We start from the raw sequence: 15,495 nt of genomic DNA on the forward strand, positions 1-15,495 counted from the left end.
CTCCCACGTTCCGTACGGTAAGAAGCCGAGTTTTTCAAACACAAGAGACCGTCACAGAACAGTTACCATTCTCGCCAGCCACGCAGACCGAGTCTTCGATACAAAAAAGATATCGAGCACTCACCAATGACCAGTCCCGATTGGGATTGTTCTTGTGACGCTCTGTCTACAGTTCAATGACGCGCGACAACACGGTCAGATCATTGTGATATACAGACACTAGCGTACGAGAGTCGAGTTCAACTGTATTTGCAGGCGGCCCGTTTTCTGCGATTTGTAACTCTCCGGTTTCGGAGAGGCCGAGATACAGTGTGTCTCCTTCAGTAACTGGTTCCGGGAACGGAGCGGAACCTCGGTCCTGGTCTGTTGAGAGAGCAACCCTCGATTCTGTTGGGAGTTGGCTCCCGTTAGCGAGTGTCAGTTGTACAGCCGTTCGGTCGTCTGTCGGTTCAGTCCGGAACTCGAATCCGTTTTCCATCGCTGTGGATGCCCAATCGGGCTTCTGAATACTGGTGTCACCAACAGCAGAGATCGTTGCTGTCAACTCCTGTGTGCGTTCTGTTCCATTCTTGTCTGTAGATGAGATCTGCCCCGTGTTACGGCCGATAAATCCGGACTCCAACACAGTTACCGTTGCAGTGAATTCGACGTTCGAGGCACTCTCAGGCACAAGTGGACTATTCTTTCCAGTCGCTTCATACCGCACGCCAGTACCATTTTGTAGTTTCACGACCTCCGTCGCTTCACCCCATTCGAAACGTTTGAGAGAGTCCTTGATAAGGTCGAGACCCATCGCCGTCTGTGGACTTGGGACATCGCTTCCAATTTGGTACGCAGTTTTTCCCTCCGACGATATCTGAGAATACGCCTTGTCCCGGCTGTTTGGCGACCACAGCGTCACCGTCTTCTCAGTATTGCTGAAACTTTTTTGCGTTTCTCTCCAGACATCTCCAGCGTTGAATTTCGACGTCCCCAATTGGGTGGTTGTCTGTTCACCCCTGTCGATCGTAACATCAGTCTGAGCGGTAACCGAGTCTGCTTCAGTGACAGTCGATTTATGCGTGTTAAACAGCGTCTCCCAATCAATTCCATCTTCAGTCGCGCCATCTGGATAGGAAAACTCTGAGAGAGCTGGCGTCGTTGATGTTGGTGAAGACGTCCCGGACTGTGAGTTGCTGTTCCCGGAGCACCCGGCGAGCATTGTAGTCGCTGCAATACCAGTCGTGAGAAATGTACGCCTCGAAACAGGAGCGTTATCTGTCATACAACAATTCGCCCGAGAAAGACCTGTTATTAAATAGTTATCCCATTTTCTATATTCTGAGAAGATCGGTATTTCTACCGTATAATGTTTACTGGTGAGAAATACACACAGAGTACAAACCAAACTCTGCTGACCACATATTAGTACCTTCCCAACTACCGGCGAACAGGCACTCTCGCCCGTTAGGAGAAAACGATCCCGGCTGAGAGAAGCTATGAACTGGATTCTATAACCGCCACCCTAAATCAAGTCGATAACGGGGTCCCCCTGTTGACTCTTCTCCACCCCACCCCCACCCTTGCCTCGAAAACAAATCGATAAGCGTCCCCCCGTCCCCGGGGGGTTTAAACCATCTCACCTTTTGGTTAGAAATTAGGTAGCGAAGGTCACGGAACGACTGACCATTCCAGTTCGCACCTTACAAAGGCTCCTTATTTTACGAGTGCCTGTTAGAGGCAGGGTACTACATACAGAAAGAAAAAGTCAGCAGTCTGTTCTGGTCTTCAATAACCTTGGCAAATGAAAACACGTCTCTGATTACTATCAAAACTAACCACCTACAAGTCATTGATAGTATAGTGTCTAGCCCTTTTACTACGCGACGTTACTAGCCAGTTAGTGAACTAGGTTGCTTGTATTACTTAAGCCGATAAAATGCCGGGTTTTAGGCCCTAGTAAACAGGTTTATGAATATTCCGTACTATGTAGGAAATATGGGACTTGAGTACTTCAGCTCTCCAAAGCATGAGGTTCCAGAGGACAAGGATGTTGAACGCACGAAAGAACTCCACGAGAAGTTGTTTGGAGATGACATGGTGGATGAACTCTAAAGCCAAGCGCAATCAGGCACGTTGCAAGTGCTTCGGAGGTCCTGGCACTTCGGCACAGCAGACCGAGTGGTAAGAATAGTAAGAAGCAGTTTGACCCTGGTGAACGTGACCAAAGAGACTACACTGGATCCAAGTGAGACACGTACTATGTCAGAAAAGTACTCAGCGCACACAGACCGCGTATCCGACAAAGTCGATGTAACCTACGAGATCGACATGCTGTTCAAAAACCAGAGTGCGAAGATTAACTTACTTGATCGTGGCGGTGACGTCGAAGTCATCGTGTCGGATATTCCAGTACCGTTTGGCTATCATCAAAATTACGAGATTCAACAAACAGACACTGAAAAACTGAAACAGCATGCAGTGGCAAGATGGATTTTAGAGGATACTGCAAGGGTTCTTGACAAGTATGGGTGGACGTCATCAAGTAACGAGACCCATAGTGGTAATCTGTATTTAAGAGACGTGTACTTCACATGCGCCCGTGAGAACGTAGACGAGGCAGTAATGGATACAAAGAAATTTCTCACTGAATTAGAGGAGCAGGTGCTGCATCATAATCGAAAGTTTGGACGTGATACACCAGAGTCACCAAGCGAAATCCTTCGTGACTGAAAGAAAGGGATACTCCATACTGCAGATACTCCTTGAAGAACGAGCGATGAATCGCGTAGAGACGCTGTCAATCTTACTGGCTCCCCGGGTAGTTCGCCGATTACGTGTCTGGCTCCGTCTCGTCGTCAAATGGCTGCTCAGGAACTGATACGCTGCTGATGACTGTTTATCGTGGTCGTTCGAACGTATCCACTGCCGACTCGATTTCAGCTCTCTCTTCAGGCGTGACCTCAATATCAAGTTTCGATGCGATGGTTTCGAGACCGTGTAAATCTGTGTCGGGTTGGTAGAGAAAGGACTCGAACAGTGCGAATGTGTGGCCGGTGAGTCCCTCCTCATCGAGTTGGGCAGCGAACTGTTCGATAGTCGGGAGTAGGCCGCGGCGAAGACTCACCGTCACGTCGATATCCTCGCCGTAACTGAGCCCGGCGTTCTGGATCGCATCCCGGAATCGCGTGTCGATGATGTCGTCGCTGAAAAGCATGCCGAGCATCAGAAGCGCGAGCACGTCCTGTGTCCCTGTTCGGATCGGTGCGAGTCGCTCGCAGTCTTCACCAGTGAACACGTCTGCAAGATCATCGGCTGGTAGCGTCGGGTAGAGGACACTGAAGTCTTGTAGGGTTTCAGTGAGACGAGTTCTGAGTCGTTGTCTGAGTTCGCTGTGCTCGGCAATGTCGGGGTCCGGATCTGCAAGGATCTCGGCTTCGTCGCCGGTCAGAAGTCCGAGTGGACAAGGGAAGGAGTCGGTCATGCCATTGCTCCGTGCGTGTCGTACAGGGTACGTTGCAGTGTCGCGTATTCATCAAGGAGTAACTTGATCGGTGGATCGGTGTCGGTCGGGCCGAACGCGAGAGTGCCGAGGACGACGTTGCCAAGGAATTGATGACGCATACGGTCGGTGAGAATGTGTTCTGCACCTTCGTTGGAGTTGTGAAACAGCGATTTCTCGAAGATCTCGACGCGCCAGTCAGAAACCTGATCGCCACGCGTGTATGACTGGTCGAACTCAATCAGTGGGGTAGTCTCCGCTCGGTATGCTTCCACGTACTCATCGTAGGATTGCTGTGCAGCCGTCTCGATCGATGTTCGGGGAAGCGGGTCCTCGGAAACCAGAGCTACGGAGGACAGCACCCATTCCGGGTCGGACTGCACCTCTCCACTCCAGTACCCTTGGACAGCAATGTCAGTACTTGTCACGTCGAGTGTCAACTCTTCCAAAGCGTCGATGAACGAGTTTGAGTTTGGTGTGGGGTATGACTCGAATCCGGGTGGGACCTCAGAAGCGGGAATCACGAGGTCAGTGGCAGTGACGGTCGTGTCGCCGCCCGTAGTGGTCCCCTCATCAGCCGTGCGGGTCGGAACCCCGATGACACCGATGCCGCCAATACCTTGCAGGAATGCTCGCCGCGTGTTGGTGCGAGTCATCGGAACCGATGTGTACCGTCCAAGTTACTGGTCCGTGGGTAGTGTGGTTGCAGTACAACCGTGCCGCTGAACGTGTTTCCGGTCATGTGAGTTTAATCAGTCCGGCACTGCTGTCGTTGATGTCGCCTCGCTGGTCGAGCACTGTGAGTATCTTCCGCGCCTCGCGTGGCGCGACGTCGTACTCCGCTTGAAACCGATCAAGGAGCGTTGCAAGGACCGCGCCAGGCTCGTTTTTCAGTTCGCTTGGTTCGTCAGTCAGCTCCGCAATGCTGGTCTGCATTGCCGTGGCGAGTTCAGCTTGACTCAGATCATGGCCGTAGAACAAAGGCCACTGACTGTCAGGCGTTGGTCGTGGCAGACGGTCGGCCCGGTGTGTGAGCGTGCCTGCTAAGGTGATCACGGATTCGCGCGCGACGCCGGGGTCGGGATCGGGCCATTGGTGTGTCCCGATTTCGATCACACCCCACGACGTTGATTGAACGACGATTGCCGTCACAAGAACCGGTCGAGTGGCGTTGCGTTGGCCGCTGGTTTGGGCGATCAGAATCGGTTTGCGAGACGAGAAGACGGTTCGCGTGAGCCCGTTGACCTCGTCCCGTGTGTAGGTGGAGTCGATCCAGTCTGTGTACGCTGCTCGGTCACTATCCACCGACGCCTCGTTGAGTTTCTGGTCGTGGTATCCGTCGATATCATCACTGTACGGGTGGTCGTCGTCGAAGTAGGTTATGCGGCAGGCGAGGCTGCGTTTTTGATAGGCACAGGTTCCATCAGGGGTATAGAGTGCTGTGACTGTGCGGCCTCGACCTGCTGGATGCTCCTCGTATCTCTCTGCCAGTGATGCAGAGTCTGCATGGAGGCCGGCAACTGTGTACGGTGGTTCAACGTCGGTTGTTTTTGGGAGGAGTTGATGCAATCGAGGATCAGACTCGGCTGGCTGTCGCATATGCGCGTCCGTTGCCGGCATCATCGCTGAAGTGGTCAGGGCTCGCGCCCCGCCGACCAGCGGCAGGTTGTAGCTCTCGGTCATGGTTGCTGTGACTGTTGAATCTGGTTTCCAGTCGTGTCGAGTGTCCGTGCCGGGCTGGTGCTATTGCTGTGCTGTTGGTCGCTGATTTGGCCGGGCATCTGCATAGGAAGTGTTCCGTATACGACTAGTCATAACATTACGTCATGACTATAAATTTTGTGACCAAGGTGTCACGCTTAATTATATGGCCGTCAAACAACCGATTATGGCCGATAGAGAATCCCTGAACCTTCGCATTCAACAAGGGTTGCGTGACCACGTCGCCGATATTGCCCGGGAGGTTGAAGGCGGCGATAGCCCGCGTGAACTCAGTGCCACAGCTGAGAATCTTATCTACGTCGGCATGGGAATCAAATGCGCTGACCAGCGCTCCGATGACTCGATTCTCCCTACGATTGAAGGCCCATTCGGCGTGCTCCCACGGCCATGGGCTGAACCATCATTCGACGGCGACGACGTCAGACTCGGCACTCGCGTCGATTCTGACATAATCGATACGCTTGAAGCAGCATTCAATAAAACCAAACACACGGCAGCAAAACAAGCCCTCCGCTTAGGCGTCATCCTCCTTGAAAAAGATGCCATTACTATCCGCGGACCCGGAGGCGTTCGCCGGCCGTTTGCCAACGTGGATGTCACTGGAGAACTCCACGGTGAGCGAGCACAAGCCGCACTCACTACGCTCCAAGCTTATCCAAATGAGTAAACCAGTCTCCAGACGGGTTCCGGCCGATCTCTTTTTGCTCAACCAGGAAAGACTCCCGTCGCACTTCGAAACAGTGTCACTCAAGAATAGTAGGATAACTCAGCGGTTCAAATCCACCGAGTGATATGCTGACCAACTAAGCGACCAATGCAGACGATGAACCCAACAGTTCAGTGAAACGATATTTGTGCTAGCGTCTAATACTGATACGGTATGGAAACTTGGGAATGTACCCATTGTGGCGATCAGGTAACAGCATCTAACAATGACGCGCTCAAGGAGAAGAAGAATACCCATCTAATTGAACGACATCGACAGGAATTAGCAGAAGATTTTAAAACCAATTGGACAGGAAACAAATGCCAGTCATGCGGACAAATTATACCAGACGAATACGATACGCAAGACTACTTGATCTGTCCTCACTGTGGCCATGACCATGCGAGATATTGGGCTGGATTCGGATACGCTTCAACGTATACCTACGATTGACTACTCCCGCGGCAAGTCTGAACTGCTGGCCTTTACTGAGAGATGCAGTATCGTCCGGCACCATTGACTCACGCCTGAAGCGACTCTCATTGTAATTAATTGCAAGTAAAGCGGATGTGAAGACTCAATAGTCAGAAATGCATTTGATGAGATATGTCGCGTCGTAGATCTTCACGTTCCGTCCGCCGGGCAGATGATGCTGATGTCACTTATGAAATACCAACGCACTTCGGTGGCAATAATTCTAAAATACTGCTGATAGCGCAGGATGAAAATGAGGTTGAGGTTATTGCAGGGAATCTTCCCATTCCAAAAAAGCATGATAGAGATCGAAACTACCCGGAAACATTAGACGACCCTGAAAAAAGAGAGACGCACGCTGTGGCACAGTGGATCGTCACCGATGCTAAAGAAATATTATCAAGATGGGAGCCAAACACGTCTTCTTCAAAAACCAACAATCCAAACTACAACTTGAGAGACATCTACTTCACTTGCCAAGAAGAAGAAGTTGATGAGGCAGTAATGGCAGTAAAAGAACTCATCCTTCAGTTAGAAAAGAAACGGTGGAAACACGCTGAACAGTACGACTCAAGCATATCACCTAAACCGAGTGAAGATCTTCAATAAACAGTGCTAACAGGCACATTGCCGAATAGAGCGTTCATTCCTCTCCGAAATCCACCGATCCCTGACAGATAACTCCGATTTACTACAGTACTACGGATTCGACGAGAAGCGGTAAACCCCCGACTCACATATCGAACTGATTTCTCAAAACCCGAATCGTTACGATTACAGCTCCGCGTCTAACGCCTCTAGAGCTTGAATCGTTTGCCGGAGGCGTGTTTGCACGTCACCGCCGTCGGCGACTGGTTGCTCATCAGGCGCAGAGTCGTCGTTGATCGTGTCACGAGTCGGTTCGTCACCGCCAGTCGAATCATCTCCAGTACTCTCACCTGGTTTCTCTGCTGCGCTGTCCAGTTGCAGTTGGGCGGCATCATCTTCACCAGTGGCCGGTTGGCCTGCCGACTCAGCACGGTCGTTCGCTGGTGGCCGCCCGCCTTTGTCATCGAGCGCGTCGAGCGGCAAGTCGTACGCTCGGGCGCGTTTTTCTTTGTGCCACGTCGTTCGACTGCACACGCCGATCACGTCAGCGACCGCGTCCCGGTCACACCCGCGATCAAGGGCTTGCCGGACGCGTTCATCTTCAGCGCGTTGCAACAGGGTTTGGGGGTCGTCAGGGATGCGGCCGCGAGACGAGTTCGAGACTTGCTCGGCGAGACCCCATTCCCCGGTGTCTGCGTCTTGATCGACGATTTGCTGGTTGCGTTCTTCGACCGTGTTGTCGAGACCCATCAACACCCATAGGCGTTCTCGCACTGCCGTTACGGAGAGGTCCGGCGTAAGTTCCGTGACGATGTCACCAGTCCGGATCGGGCCGTTGGCTGCTAAGACTTGGATGATCTCGACATCCTGCGGCAACAGCACCGTCAAGTCCGCCTCCGTGATCTCCACGGGAGCTTCGTCATTCGATGGTTGGTTGTGCAGCCAGTTGTGACACCGTCGGCACACTGCTGTCAGGTTCGCCGGGTCGTGCTCGTCCATCTCATCGAGGTCACGCGTCGCGTGATGGACGTGCAGCGTCGCCACCCCGCCAGCGCCCGGGCCGTCCCGACCGCACCACTGACAGCGATGGCCTGCCGCCGTCAACACGTCGTCTCTCGTTCCCGGATCCACCGTCTCGTGGGAGACGTCATGCCCGGTCATGCTGCCACCACCGTGGTGACTCGCATCATCGATTCGTCGGTCTCGATACACTGCGCTTCCTGCGTGTTGTGTTCCATAATCGTTGAGGTAACCGCTTGTTATTTGCACGCCGATCCTGGCATGTCCGTGGTGTATCGCTTCAAGACTGCCGTCACTCACATGCCGAATCGCTTCTCGTCAACCCGACCGCCTCACCCGTAACTCGTCGGCGTCACTGAGTCCCCCTCAAACCCCGATTACGTGCCGTCCTGTCCGACGAGTAGCCTGACCGCACCTTCCACCGCCATCACGACACTTCACCGTCAGTCACATCCCCACCAGCACGCACCGAAACGCGCTCCCCGCCCGGCGGCCGCACCCGCAACTCACCGAATCCGAACCGGGAATGCGTCCCGACACGCAACACACCGTTGAGCGCCGTCGCCACCGGATCGTCACCAGCGTACCCGACGACTTGCCCGTGATCCACCGTCTCCACCGCGTACGACGCCGAACCATCCACGAGCCGCGTCGTTCGACGGCGCAGCCCGTCTGGCGACACGCCGCCGACCGTGTCGATCGAGTCAACGCCCCACCACCACGGCACCGACTGCGCGTCCCCGTTCGGCGCGTCAGTGTCCACGACGAACGGCGACACGAGTTCCAACTCGTACTGCCCGGCACCGCCCTGCGCCGCCTTGAGGCGCGAGTAATCCAACGCGTCAAGGTCTACGAGTTGCGTGTCCGCCACGGACAGTTCCCCGAACCCGTAGTTACGAGCACCACCAACTCTGAGCCCGTCCAACACGTCCTCGTCGAGCGGGACGACGCCCTCGCCATCACCGTGCACGTAACACTGCACGTACCACGACACTGACCGTCGGCGATTCCTGTTTGCCGGCGGCCGTCCAAACCAACACGTCGGCGCGAACGACAACCGACCGCCGTGCGTCTGCACGTCCAAGACGTTGTGCGCGTCCCGCGGCCGTTTATCCAACAGCCACCGCTGCGCCGCGTCCCGGAACAGGAACAAGTCATCATACGACGAGACTTCAGGCAGCGATTTGCCGAGCTTCCCCCCATACCCGTCTTGTGACGCTACGTCAGGGAATTCCCCGTACTCACCCGGAACGAACACGCCGTGACTCACGCACAACGCTTCCCGCGTCGCCGCGTCAACGCGCCGAGCAAGCGCGTTGAACAGCGCGTGCCCCGTCACGAAATACGGGTGCCCGAAGTACGGCGCCGCCACCTCGAACAACACTTGCTGAATCTTGGTCACAGTTCACACACCCCGTCGATTCGACTGCAGATAGTGACACGAACTACCATGCACTATCCACCCCCGACGACTCCCGCCCGCCTCGCCGTGACTGCTCAACCCCCTCAGGATCAGCCCCGAACGCCGCGACGAACTCCTCGACGAACGCCAACGCCGCCGACCACGACCTGACGCGCCGCAACTGCGCATCCAACACCCGCCACCGCCGCTGCCCATCCACGTCCAAGGGATGCGCAGGCAACCGCGACCACACATCAGCGAACGACCGGGCCGGCACGGCACCAAGGCGCGCTGCAGGCCGGTCACCCGGCGCACCAGTCACATGCAGTGCAATCTCCGGCGTCCAGAGCACTGTCCGATGCGGCTCCACGACGTCAGCAGTCAGCGCCGCCGACGCATCCACCGACCCACCGGTCGTCGCGGCCTCGCCCGGGGTCGTCGCCACAAGAAACAGGTCGTCGAAGGCATGCCCCGCACGGTAATTATCGAGGAGCGCTCCAACCAGCAACGTGTGGTACTTCGCCGACGTGTACGGGTAGTACACCGCCTCGTTGAACGCGTTCGGCACGTCACTCGTCAACCACCGCGCGTGCAATTCCTCACTATCCGTCGGCGTCACCAACGCCTGAAATCCACCACCAGTCGCCGCCCGGATTCGCTCCCGCGTCACGGCCGTCTCGCCCGTCAGCAGCGACAGGCGGTACGGCGACGCATGGTTATCCACCGTCTGCTCTGGTTCCCCGCGCGGCCGACTCAGCAACGCCGCGTCTTGATCCGCACCGCGCGGCACCGTCTCGTTCACCGCAACGCCCGCGTACTCGTCGGCCGCCGCGTCGTGTCGCCGCCCACGCAACTTGTGGACGTCATGCCGATACGCTGCGACCAACGCATCACCTGCAGACAGGTCGTCGGCCTGACACTCGTCGGCACCACGACTCACACGGCCACCATCCGGGACGACCCGCGTCGACCGCCGCCTCAGGCCCGCACACGCCGGGTCGTCACCATCGGTTTGCGCCGACGACGACTCCCGCGTCACGCCCCATCACTCCCCGGCACCGGCACGTCACCATCACGCGCCGCCGCCCGCGCCTGCAACGCCCGCACAAACTCCGGCCGACACTCCGACGCCCACACGTCATCCTTCTCCTCCATCGCCTGCGTCGCCGCCTGCGACCGATTAAACACGCGCCGCACCTCCTGTTCAGTGTACAACGGATTCACAATCCACACGTCTGCGATGCCTGCGCCGAAATTCCGTGCGCCGCCGAGTTGAAACCCGAACTCATCGCTGTGCGCATCCAGGAACGACACGGCTTCCAACAGCAAGCCGACGAACTCCGGTTTCACCTCGCGCAGCGTCAGTTTCCACGTCCCCTCAACATTCCCAAGGACGTCACGGTCGGCTTGCCGGAGCGGTTGCCCGCCGTCCTCCTCGTTGCGCGACCTAACTTGATTCGACATTTGGCGGAAGTGCGCCTCCGCCTCGCCATCCAGCACGTCCACCTCCCGCCGAATCGGCGAGAACGACACCGGGCGACGCAGCAACTTCCCCGGCTGGTCGCCGAACCCGCCGAACAAATCGTAGATGACGCAGCCCGCGTCGTGCTCGTCAGTACACGCGCCTTTCTCGTGATAACCCGACTCAAGATCCCGCTCGTACACGTCCGCGCGCATATAATCCGCATTCGACTCGCCCGGGTGACACGCAGTCGCGCCCGCAATCTGCAGGACTGCCTCGCACGCGTGCCGCAACCACCCCGACAACGTGAACGGCGAAATCTGCCCGCCAATCTGATTCATCGCATCATCCGCCTCGTACCTGTTCGCCGACGCGTGATGCCGATCCGTCAAGACCCCATCCCCTGGTGCGAGTAAGTCGATCTCAAGGCCGATATAGAGATCCGGAAACAGCATCTCCGCGACAGATTTTGGCATGTCGAGGTCAATCGGCAGGTGCTCATCCACCAGCGTCAGCGACTCCTCACCCGTCATCGGTGTCGTGCACCTCCCTGGCGCTTCACCAGCGACGCACGGCACGCAGACTGTAGCTCAGTATCCTCGTCCGTCGGGTCCTCCTCGCCCGCTACCCGGACCGCCGGGCGCTGCCACGGCCGCTTCGACGACGGGTTCCCAACGTGCTCGAACACGTCACTCCGCGCAATCGGCTTCCGAAACCACGCCGCACCCGGACCAGGCTCCGCAACCATCGACCCCGCCGGACTCACAACGCGCGTCTCAGGCGCCAGTAACACCCGCCACGACGACTGCTTCACCGCATCCGTACACAGGCCGACCCGTCCCTCCACTACAATGTCGCGCGTGCCGCGCGTGAAATATTCAGTCGGCTCGTGTCGGCACTCCAAACACTTCGCGTGATCGACATCAAGAGTAGGCCGGTCAGCAACCCGGAAAGCAACGACAACAAGGCCGTCGCCCTCCCGGAATCTCGACCCGCACACCGTGCAAACTCCGGCCCCTTCCCCGAGCGCAGCCCGTTTCAGATTATTTATATCTTCAATTTGTTTATAGACGATAACTTCTTGACCAGACGACTCTGATTTTGTCATGGGTTTTCTCACATCCGTGGGAGCCCGGTCCGCCTGCTAGGACAGGCGGGCGATTTCTACGATTATCTCGCCCTCAAAGACCGAGCTCACACTTGTAGTGTATATCCACAACCACTTATAATTTTCTAATAACTCTATAAATTACTCTCCGATAAACACTCCAATTTCTCATCGTAATCTTGGTATGAGACAATCTTATCAGAACACGGTGAGAGGTCCTAAACAAGCCCGTCTATGGTGAACGAACAATATATCCCCTCAGACAATGAGGAGGAAATTTTAGACCTCCTCGATGAGGGACGAGTAACTCCAAATCTGATCAAAGAGCAAAGCGATCTTAATGACCAGCAGATCAATTATGCTCTCAACCAGCTAATTGCCGCAGGATGGGTACAAAAAGTCACGACAGGACTGTATGAGCTTGTCGAAGATCCTCGGGAAGAGCCCACGTGAGATTTGACTCAATCTTGTGAAGGTGACTTATTGGTGAGTGTTTGAAATTCTCAGAAGTGATCTCTTCCCTCAAACTTCTGCCTTCTTGAACTCGCAAAAGTTATTGACGGATAATTTTTCAGTCAACTCATCAGAGAGCTATACATCAACAGTGTTCTACTAAGTGCGTTAGATTGGAAGCGTGATACACAGATTCTCAACCTCAGGGGCAACAGAGATTACCTGTGCTTTCTTCTGTAGTTCCGCACGTCGCTTTTCGATTCTATCCTCCAGTCTTGAAAGACGCTGTCGTTGTTTGCGAATCGCTATATCCATGTCGGTGCCTGTGTCGGCCTTGCGTTCGTACTCTGCGATGAATGTCTCAATGCGTTCACGTTCGGCCTCAGCGTAGGCTTCAAGATCGGTTAACTCCTCTTGAGTCTCTGCCTCTCTGCGTTGTTGAAGTTCATCCCGCCGAGATTCGACACGCTGACTGATGTATTGATCGGCAAATGAGCGAATCTCGCTTTCATTTTCGAGTAGAACTCGGACCTGTTCACCATCGGGTGAGCCTTTGATGCTATCACCTTCGATGATTCGCTGTCCGAGGCGTTCTTGAGGGTCATGGTAAGTTGCATCGACGAACACCGGAATGGTCTCTTCTCGGATCACGTCTCCCGTTCCGTCCTCGAACCTGACGCGGTAATTGTACGTGATGCCTGGCTCGTCAACAAAGGGGAGCAGCTTGAGACCCACAGTTCCCTGCTCGCTGTCGAGGACTTGCTGCATGAGCCGCTGGACAACCTCCGCATCGGGAGAGACGTATTCGATGTCGTCGTGGTCCATTGCAAACTCCCGGTTGAACGTGAATGGCCCGTATGAGTCTTCGTCTGGTGAACGACGGAGAGAGTCCGGTAGATCCGCACGAAAGAGGTTGGTACCGGCTTTCTCAACGCCCCCGCCGAGTGCGGCAACACCTCGTTCAAAGAATTCTCGAATGTCTGCTTCGCTCCCGTAGACATCTTCTGATTGATCCATCACTTCCTGGATCCGCTCTCGACTCTCCTGGTCGAAGGTTGTCGTGTCAATGAGGCTCCGTTCGTACCACTCTGACAGCGTCTGTTGGCGCTCGTCAATGAGGGCTTCCAGTTCGTCTTTGGTCGCGCTCGCTGGTTCGTCGTTCCGGATGGATTCCATGATGAGCGAGTCCACATCAATGTCGTCGAGCATCCCGAGGACGTCTGCTGTGTTGCCTAATTTCCCGCGGATGCTTTCGACCTTGTTCTGGAGCATTTCGAATATCTCGCCCTCCCGGGTGCCCTCGAAGGAGAAATTCCATACTTTGACTTCCTTGTCCTGACCGTAGCGGTGGAGTCGGCCGATACGCTGTTCGAGACGGTTTGGATTCCACGGGAGTTCGTAGTTAATCATGATGTGGCAGCTGTGTTGGAGGTCGATACCCTCGCTGGCGGCGTCAGTTGCGAAAAGCAACCGTGACTGTCCGTGGTTGAATTCATCTTCGATGCGAGTACGGTCTTCTTTATCGACATCACCGTGGATGACGAGAATCTCGTCGGCCCACGGTTCGTCTTTCACCAACTCAAGGAAGTAATCCAGTGTATCTCGGTATTCTGTGAAGAGAAGGACTTTCTCGTCGGGTTGTTCGTCGAGGAGTTGCTGGATATATCGACGGACCTTCTGTGCTTTCGAATCAACCGGGATGCCTTCCGCGAGCGAGACCAGATCTCTGAGGGTCTCGATTTCTTCTTCGAGTTGGGCGTCGCTTTCGGTGACAGTGAGGTTAGCGAGTTCGTTTTCAGCCTGTTCCTTGTCGTCTTCATCGAGGTCTTCGCCTTCAAGATAGGCGGCGGCTTCCTCGGAGAGTGCCGTCTCTGTGGACTGTTCGTCAACGAGGGTTGCCAGGCGTCGGCTCAGTGTCGCTTTGATCGCGCCGATACTGCTCACGAGGCGTTTCTGCATGAGTGCCATCGCAAAGCCGACAGCAGGCTCGTTGAGTTGCTCAGAGCGGTTGTAGACGTTCTGGACGTATTCGGTGACGGCTTCGTAGAACTGTTTTTCTTCGTGTGTTCGCTCGATAGGGACGGTTCCGACATCGCGGTTGGGGAAGATGCGTTCGCCGTTATCGTCGTAGATGGTTTGTTTCCCACGGCGCATCATTACGCGGTCAACTGCTTCTTTCGAGAGTTCTTGGTCTTCGGCAACGAGGAACGGGTCGATGTACTCGACGAGCGAGCGGAACGCATCGCCTTTGCCGTCGTGAGGCGTCGCACTGAGGAGGAGCAGCGAGTCGGAGTTGCTGGCGACTCGTTCGACCATCTTTGAAGTCTGGCTCGGCGACTCTCCACGCTTGGCGGCCTTATGGGCCTCATCGACGACAACGACATCCCAAAACGCGTCATCGAGCTCGTCCTGAAATTCGTCTCTCCGAAGGAACGCCATGCTGGCGACCATCCGCTGGTGTTCCTGATCCCAAATGTTGGTTTCTTCACCGAGACGACGACGTTCGCCTTCGACCCACTGGCGGTCGCCGGGGGTGAGACTGATGTCGAAGAACCGGTCCATGTCACGTATCCACTTCTTTTGCAGGTGTGCCGGGACAACGAACAGAACGCGGTCAGCCCTATTGCGTGCTGCGAGTTCTTTGAGAATGAGTCCTGCTTCGATTGTCTTCCCGAGACCGACGTCGTCGGCGATGAGGGCTCGTTGGCGGAGTTTCTGCATGACCCAATTGACACAGGCGAGTTGGTAGGGTTCAAGACGGACGAGAGAGTTCGAAATGCTCAGTAGCTGACCTTGCTCATGTGCGATTTGGAGTTCAAGTGCTTGCGAACGAAGGTCGAACCATTCGGCGGAGACTGCTTCGTGCTCGGGATGTAGTCGATTGGCAGTGGCTGGTTCGATGGCTCCGATTTGGGCCTCTTCTGGTTCGATGTGCACGTCATCAATGCAAACGGTCTTGACGCCAGTACCCTCGACATAGGCGCGAAGGTAATCGAGGTCGCCGACAGAATACGTCTTGATGACTTCAGAAGGAGTGCCGTTGAGGCGGATCGTGGCTCCCGGTGCGAGGTCATCCATA

At 55.5% G+C, this 15,495-nt stretch carries 14 protein-coding genes; 4 read left to right on the top strand and 10 right to left on the bottom strand.

Annotation, left to right across the window (positions count from 1 at the left end; all coding sequences use genetic code 11):
- Window positions 1–166: 166 nt before the first annotated feature.
- A complete protein-coding gene (locus QYL91_RS11140) occupies window positions 167–1,264 on the bottom strand; it encodes a DUF7537 family lipoprotein (protein WP_302080571.1) in 1,098 nt (365 codons plus the stop codon).
- A gap of 977 nt (window positions 1,265–2,241) precedes the next feature.
- Here QYL91_RS11140 and QYL91_RS11145 point away from each other — a divergent pair.
- Complete coding sequence (locus QYL91_RS11145; protein WP_302080572.1) at window positions 2,242–2,712, top strand: hypothetical protein; 471 nt, start codon at window positions 2,242–2,244, stop codon at window positions 2,710–2,712.
- 166 nt (window positions 2,713–2,878) lie between these two features.
- Here QYL91_RS11145 and QYL91_RS11150 read toward each other — a convergent pair whose 3' ends face one another.
- From QYL91_RS11150 to QYL91_RS11160, 3 genes are all read right to left on the bottom strand, one after another.
- A complete protein-coding gene (locus QYL91_RS11150) occupies window positions 2,879–3,463 on the bottom strand; it encodes a DUF8102 family protein (RefSeq protein WP_302080573.1) in 585 nt (194 codons plus the stop codon).
- The gene (locus QYL91_RS11155) at window positions 3,460–4,137 is read right to left on the bottom strand and encodes a hypothetical protein (RefSeq protein WP_302080574.1); all 678 of its coding nucleotides are present in this window, start codon (window positions 4,135–4,137) and stop codon (window positions 3,460–3,462) included. Before QYL91_RS11155 ends, QYL91_RS11150 begins: the two co-directional genes overlap by 4 nt.
- A gap of 82 nt (window positions 4,138–4,219) precedes the next feature.
- Window positions 4,220–5,164, bottom strand: coding sequence for a hypothetical protein (locus tag QYL91_RS11160; RefSeq protein ID WP_302080575.1), 945 nt, complete (start codon window positions 5,162–5,164; stop codon window positions 4,220–4,222).
- 184 nt (window positions 5,165–5,348) lie between these two features.
- On the opposite strand from QYL91_RS11160, the gene QYL91_RS11165 reads away from it, so the two are divergent.
- Entirely contained in the window at window positions 5,349–5,870 is a 522-nt protein-coding gene (locus QYL91_RS11165; protein WP_302080576.1) for a hypothetical protein, read from the top strand.
- 645 nt (window positions 5,871–6,515) lie between these two features.
- Window positions 6,516–6,992: a hypothetical protein gene (locus QYL91_RS11170; protein ID WP_302080577.1), complete on the top strand. Its 477-nt coding sequence runs from the start codon at window positions 6,516–6,518 to the stop codon at window positions 6,990–6,992.
- A gap of 165 nt (window positions 6,993–7,157) precedes the next feature.
- Here the strand turns inward: QYL91_RS11170 and QYL91_RS11175 are convergent, their stop codons facing one another.
- The 5 genes from QYL91_RS11175 to QYL91_RS18315 all read right to left on the bottom strand — a co-directional run bounded on the left by QYL91_RS11175 (window position 7,158) and on the right by QYL91_RS18315 (window position 11,963).
- The gene (locus QYL91_RS11175; protein WP_302080578.1) at window positions 7,158–8,132 is read right to left on the bottom strand and encodes an HNH endonuclease; all 975 of its coding nucleotides are present in this window, start codon (window positions 8,130–8,132) and stop codon (window positions 7,158–7,160) included.
- A gap of 286 nt (window positions 8,133–8,418) precedes the next feature.
- A complete protein-coding gene (locus tag QYL91_RS11180; protein ID WP_302080579.1) occupies window positions 8,419–9,393 on the bottom strand; it encodes a hypothetical protein in 975 nt (324 codons plus the stop codon).
- Window positions 9,394–9,436: 43 nt separating this feature from the next.
- Window positions 9,437–10,333 carry a DUF8168 family protein gene (locus QYL91_RS11185; protein ID WP_302080580.1) on the bottom strand — a complete coding sequence of 299 codons (897 nt, stop codon included), beginning with the start codon at window positions 10,331–10,333 and terminating at the stop codon, window positions 9,437–9,439.
- Window positions 10,334–10,428: 95 nt separating this feature from the next.
- A complete protein-coding gene (locus QYL91_RS11190) occupies window positions 10,429–11,388 on the bottom strand; it encodes a hypothetical protein (RefSeq protein WP_302080581.1) in 960 nt (319 codons plus the stop codon).
- Window positions 11,385–11,963, bottom strand: coding sequence for a hypothetical protein (locus tag QYL91_RS18315; RefSeq protein ID WP_465269212.1), 579 nt, complete (start codon window positions 11,961–11,963; stop codon window positions 11,385–11,387). Before QYL91_RS18315 ends, QYL91_RS11190 begins: the two co-directional genes overlap by 4 nt.
- Before the next feature lie 234 nt (window positions 11,964–12,197).
- Here QYL91_RS18315 and QYL91_RS11200 point away from each other — a divergent pair, with 234 nt between their 5' ends.
- Window positions 12,198–12,416 (top strand): MarR family transcriptional regulator, encoded by a 219-nt coding sequence (locus QYL91_RS11200; RefSeq protein WP_302080583.1) that lies wholly within the window; start codon window positions 12,198–12,200, stop codon window positions 12,414–12,416.
- Window positions 12,417–12,584: 168 nt separating this feature from the next.
- On the opposite strand, the gene QYL91_RS11205 is transcribed toward QYL91_RS11200, so the two are convergent.
- Window positions 12,585–15,494 carry a helicase-related protein gene (locus QYL91_RS11205; RefSeq protein ID WP_302080584.1) on the bottom strand — a complete coding sequence of 970 codons (2,910 nt, stop codon included), beginning with the start codon at window positions 15,492–15,494 and terminating at the stop codon, window positions 12,585–12,587.
- Window position 15,495 lies beyond the last annotated feature (1 nt).

Origin of the sequence: Salinibaculum rarum (assembly GCF_030505615.1) — an archaeon.
In the GTDB taxonomy this organism is placed as follows: Archaea; Halobacteriota; Halobacteria; order Halobacteriales; family Haloarculaceae; genus Salinibaculum; species Salinibaculum rarum.

Bases quoted from the DNA above. Each gene is read 5' to 3' on its own strand.
- QYL91_RS11200 (WP_302080583.1), top strand. From the start codon at position 12,198: ATGGTGAACGAACAATATATCCCCTCAGACAATGAGGAGGAAATTTTA.
- QYL91_RS11190 (WP_302080581.1), bottom strand. From the start codon at position 11,388: ATGACGGGTGAGGAGTCGCTGACGCTGGTGGATGAGCACCTGCCGATT.
- QYL91_RS11205 (WP_302080584.1), bottom strand. From the start codon at position 15,494: ATGGATGACCTCGCACCGGGAGCCACGATCCGCCTCAACGGCACTCCT.
- QYL91_RS11145 (WP_302080572.1), top strand. From the start codon at position 2,242: ATGTCAGAAAAGTACTCAGCGCACACAGACCGCGTATCCGACAAAGTC.
- QYL91_RS11140 (WP_302080571.1), bottom strand. From the start codon at position 1,264: ATGACAGATAACGCTCCTGTTTCGAGGCGTACATTTCTCACGACTGGT.
- QYL91_RS18315 (WP_465269212.1), bottom strand. From the start codon at position 11,963: ATGACAAAATCAGAGTCGTCTGGTCAAGAAGTTATCGTCTATAAACAA.
- QYL91_RS11150 (WP_302080573.1), bottom strand. From the start codon at position 3,463: ATGACCGACTCCTTCCCTTGTCCACTCGGACTTCTGACCGGCGACGAA.
- QYL91_RS11155 (WP_302080574.1), bottom strand. From the start codon at position 4,137: ATGACTCGCACCAACACGCGGCGAGCATTCCTGCAAGGTATTGGCGGC.
- QYL91_RS11160 (WP_302080575.1), bottom strand. From the start codon at position 5,164: ATGACCGAGAGCTACAACCTGCCGCTGGTCGGCGGGGCGCGAGCCCTG.
- QYL91_RS11170 (WP_302080577.1), top strand. From the start codon at position 6,516: ATGTCGCGTCGTAGATCTTCACGTTCCGTCCGCCGGGCAGATGATGCT.
- QYL91_RS11165 (WP_302080576.1), top strand. From the start codon at position 5,349: ATGGCCGTCAAACAACCGATTATGGCCGATAGAGAATCCCTGAACCTT.
- QYL91_RS11175 (WP_302080578.1), bottom strand. From the start codon at position 8,132: ATGACCGGGCATGACGTCTCCCACGAGACGGTGGATCCGGGAACGAGA.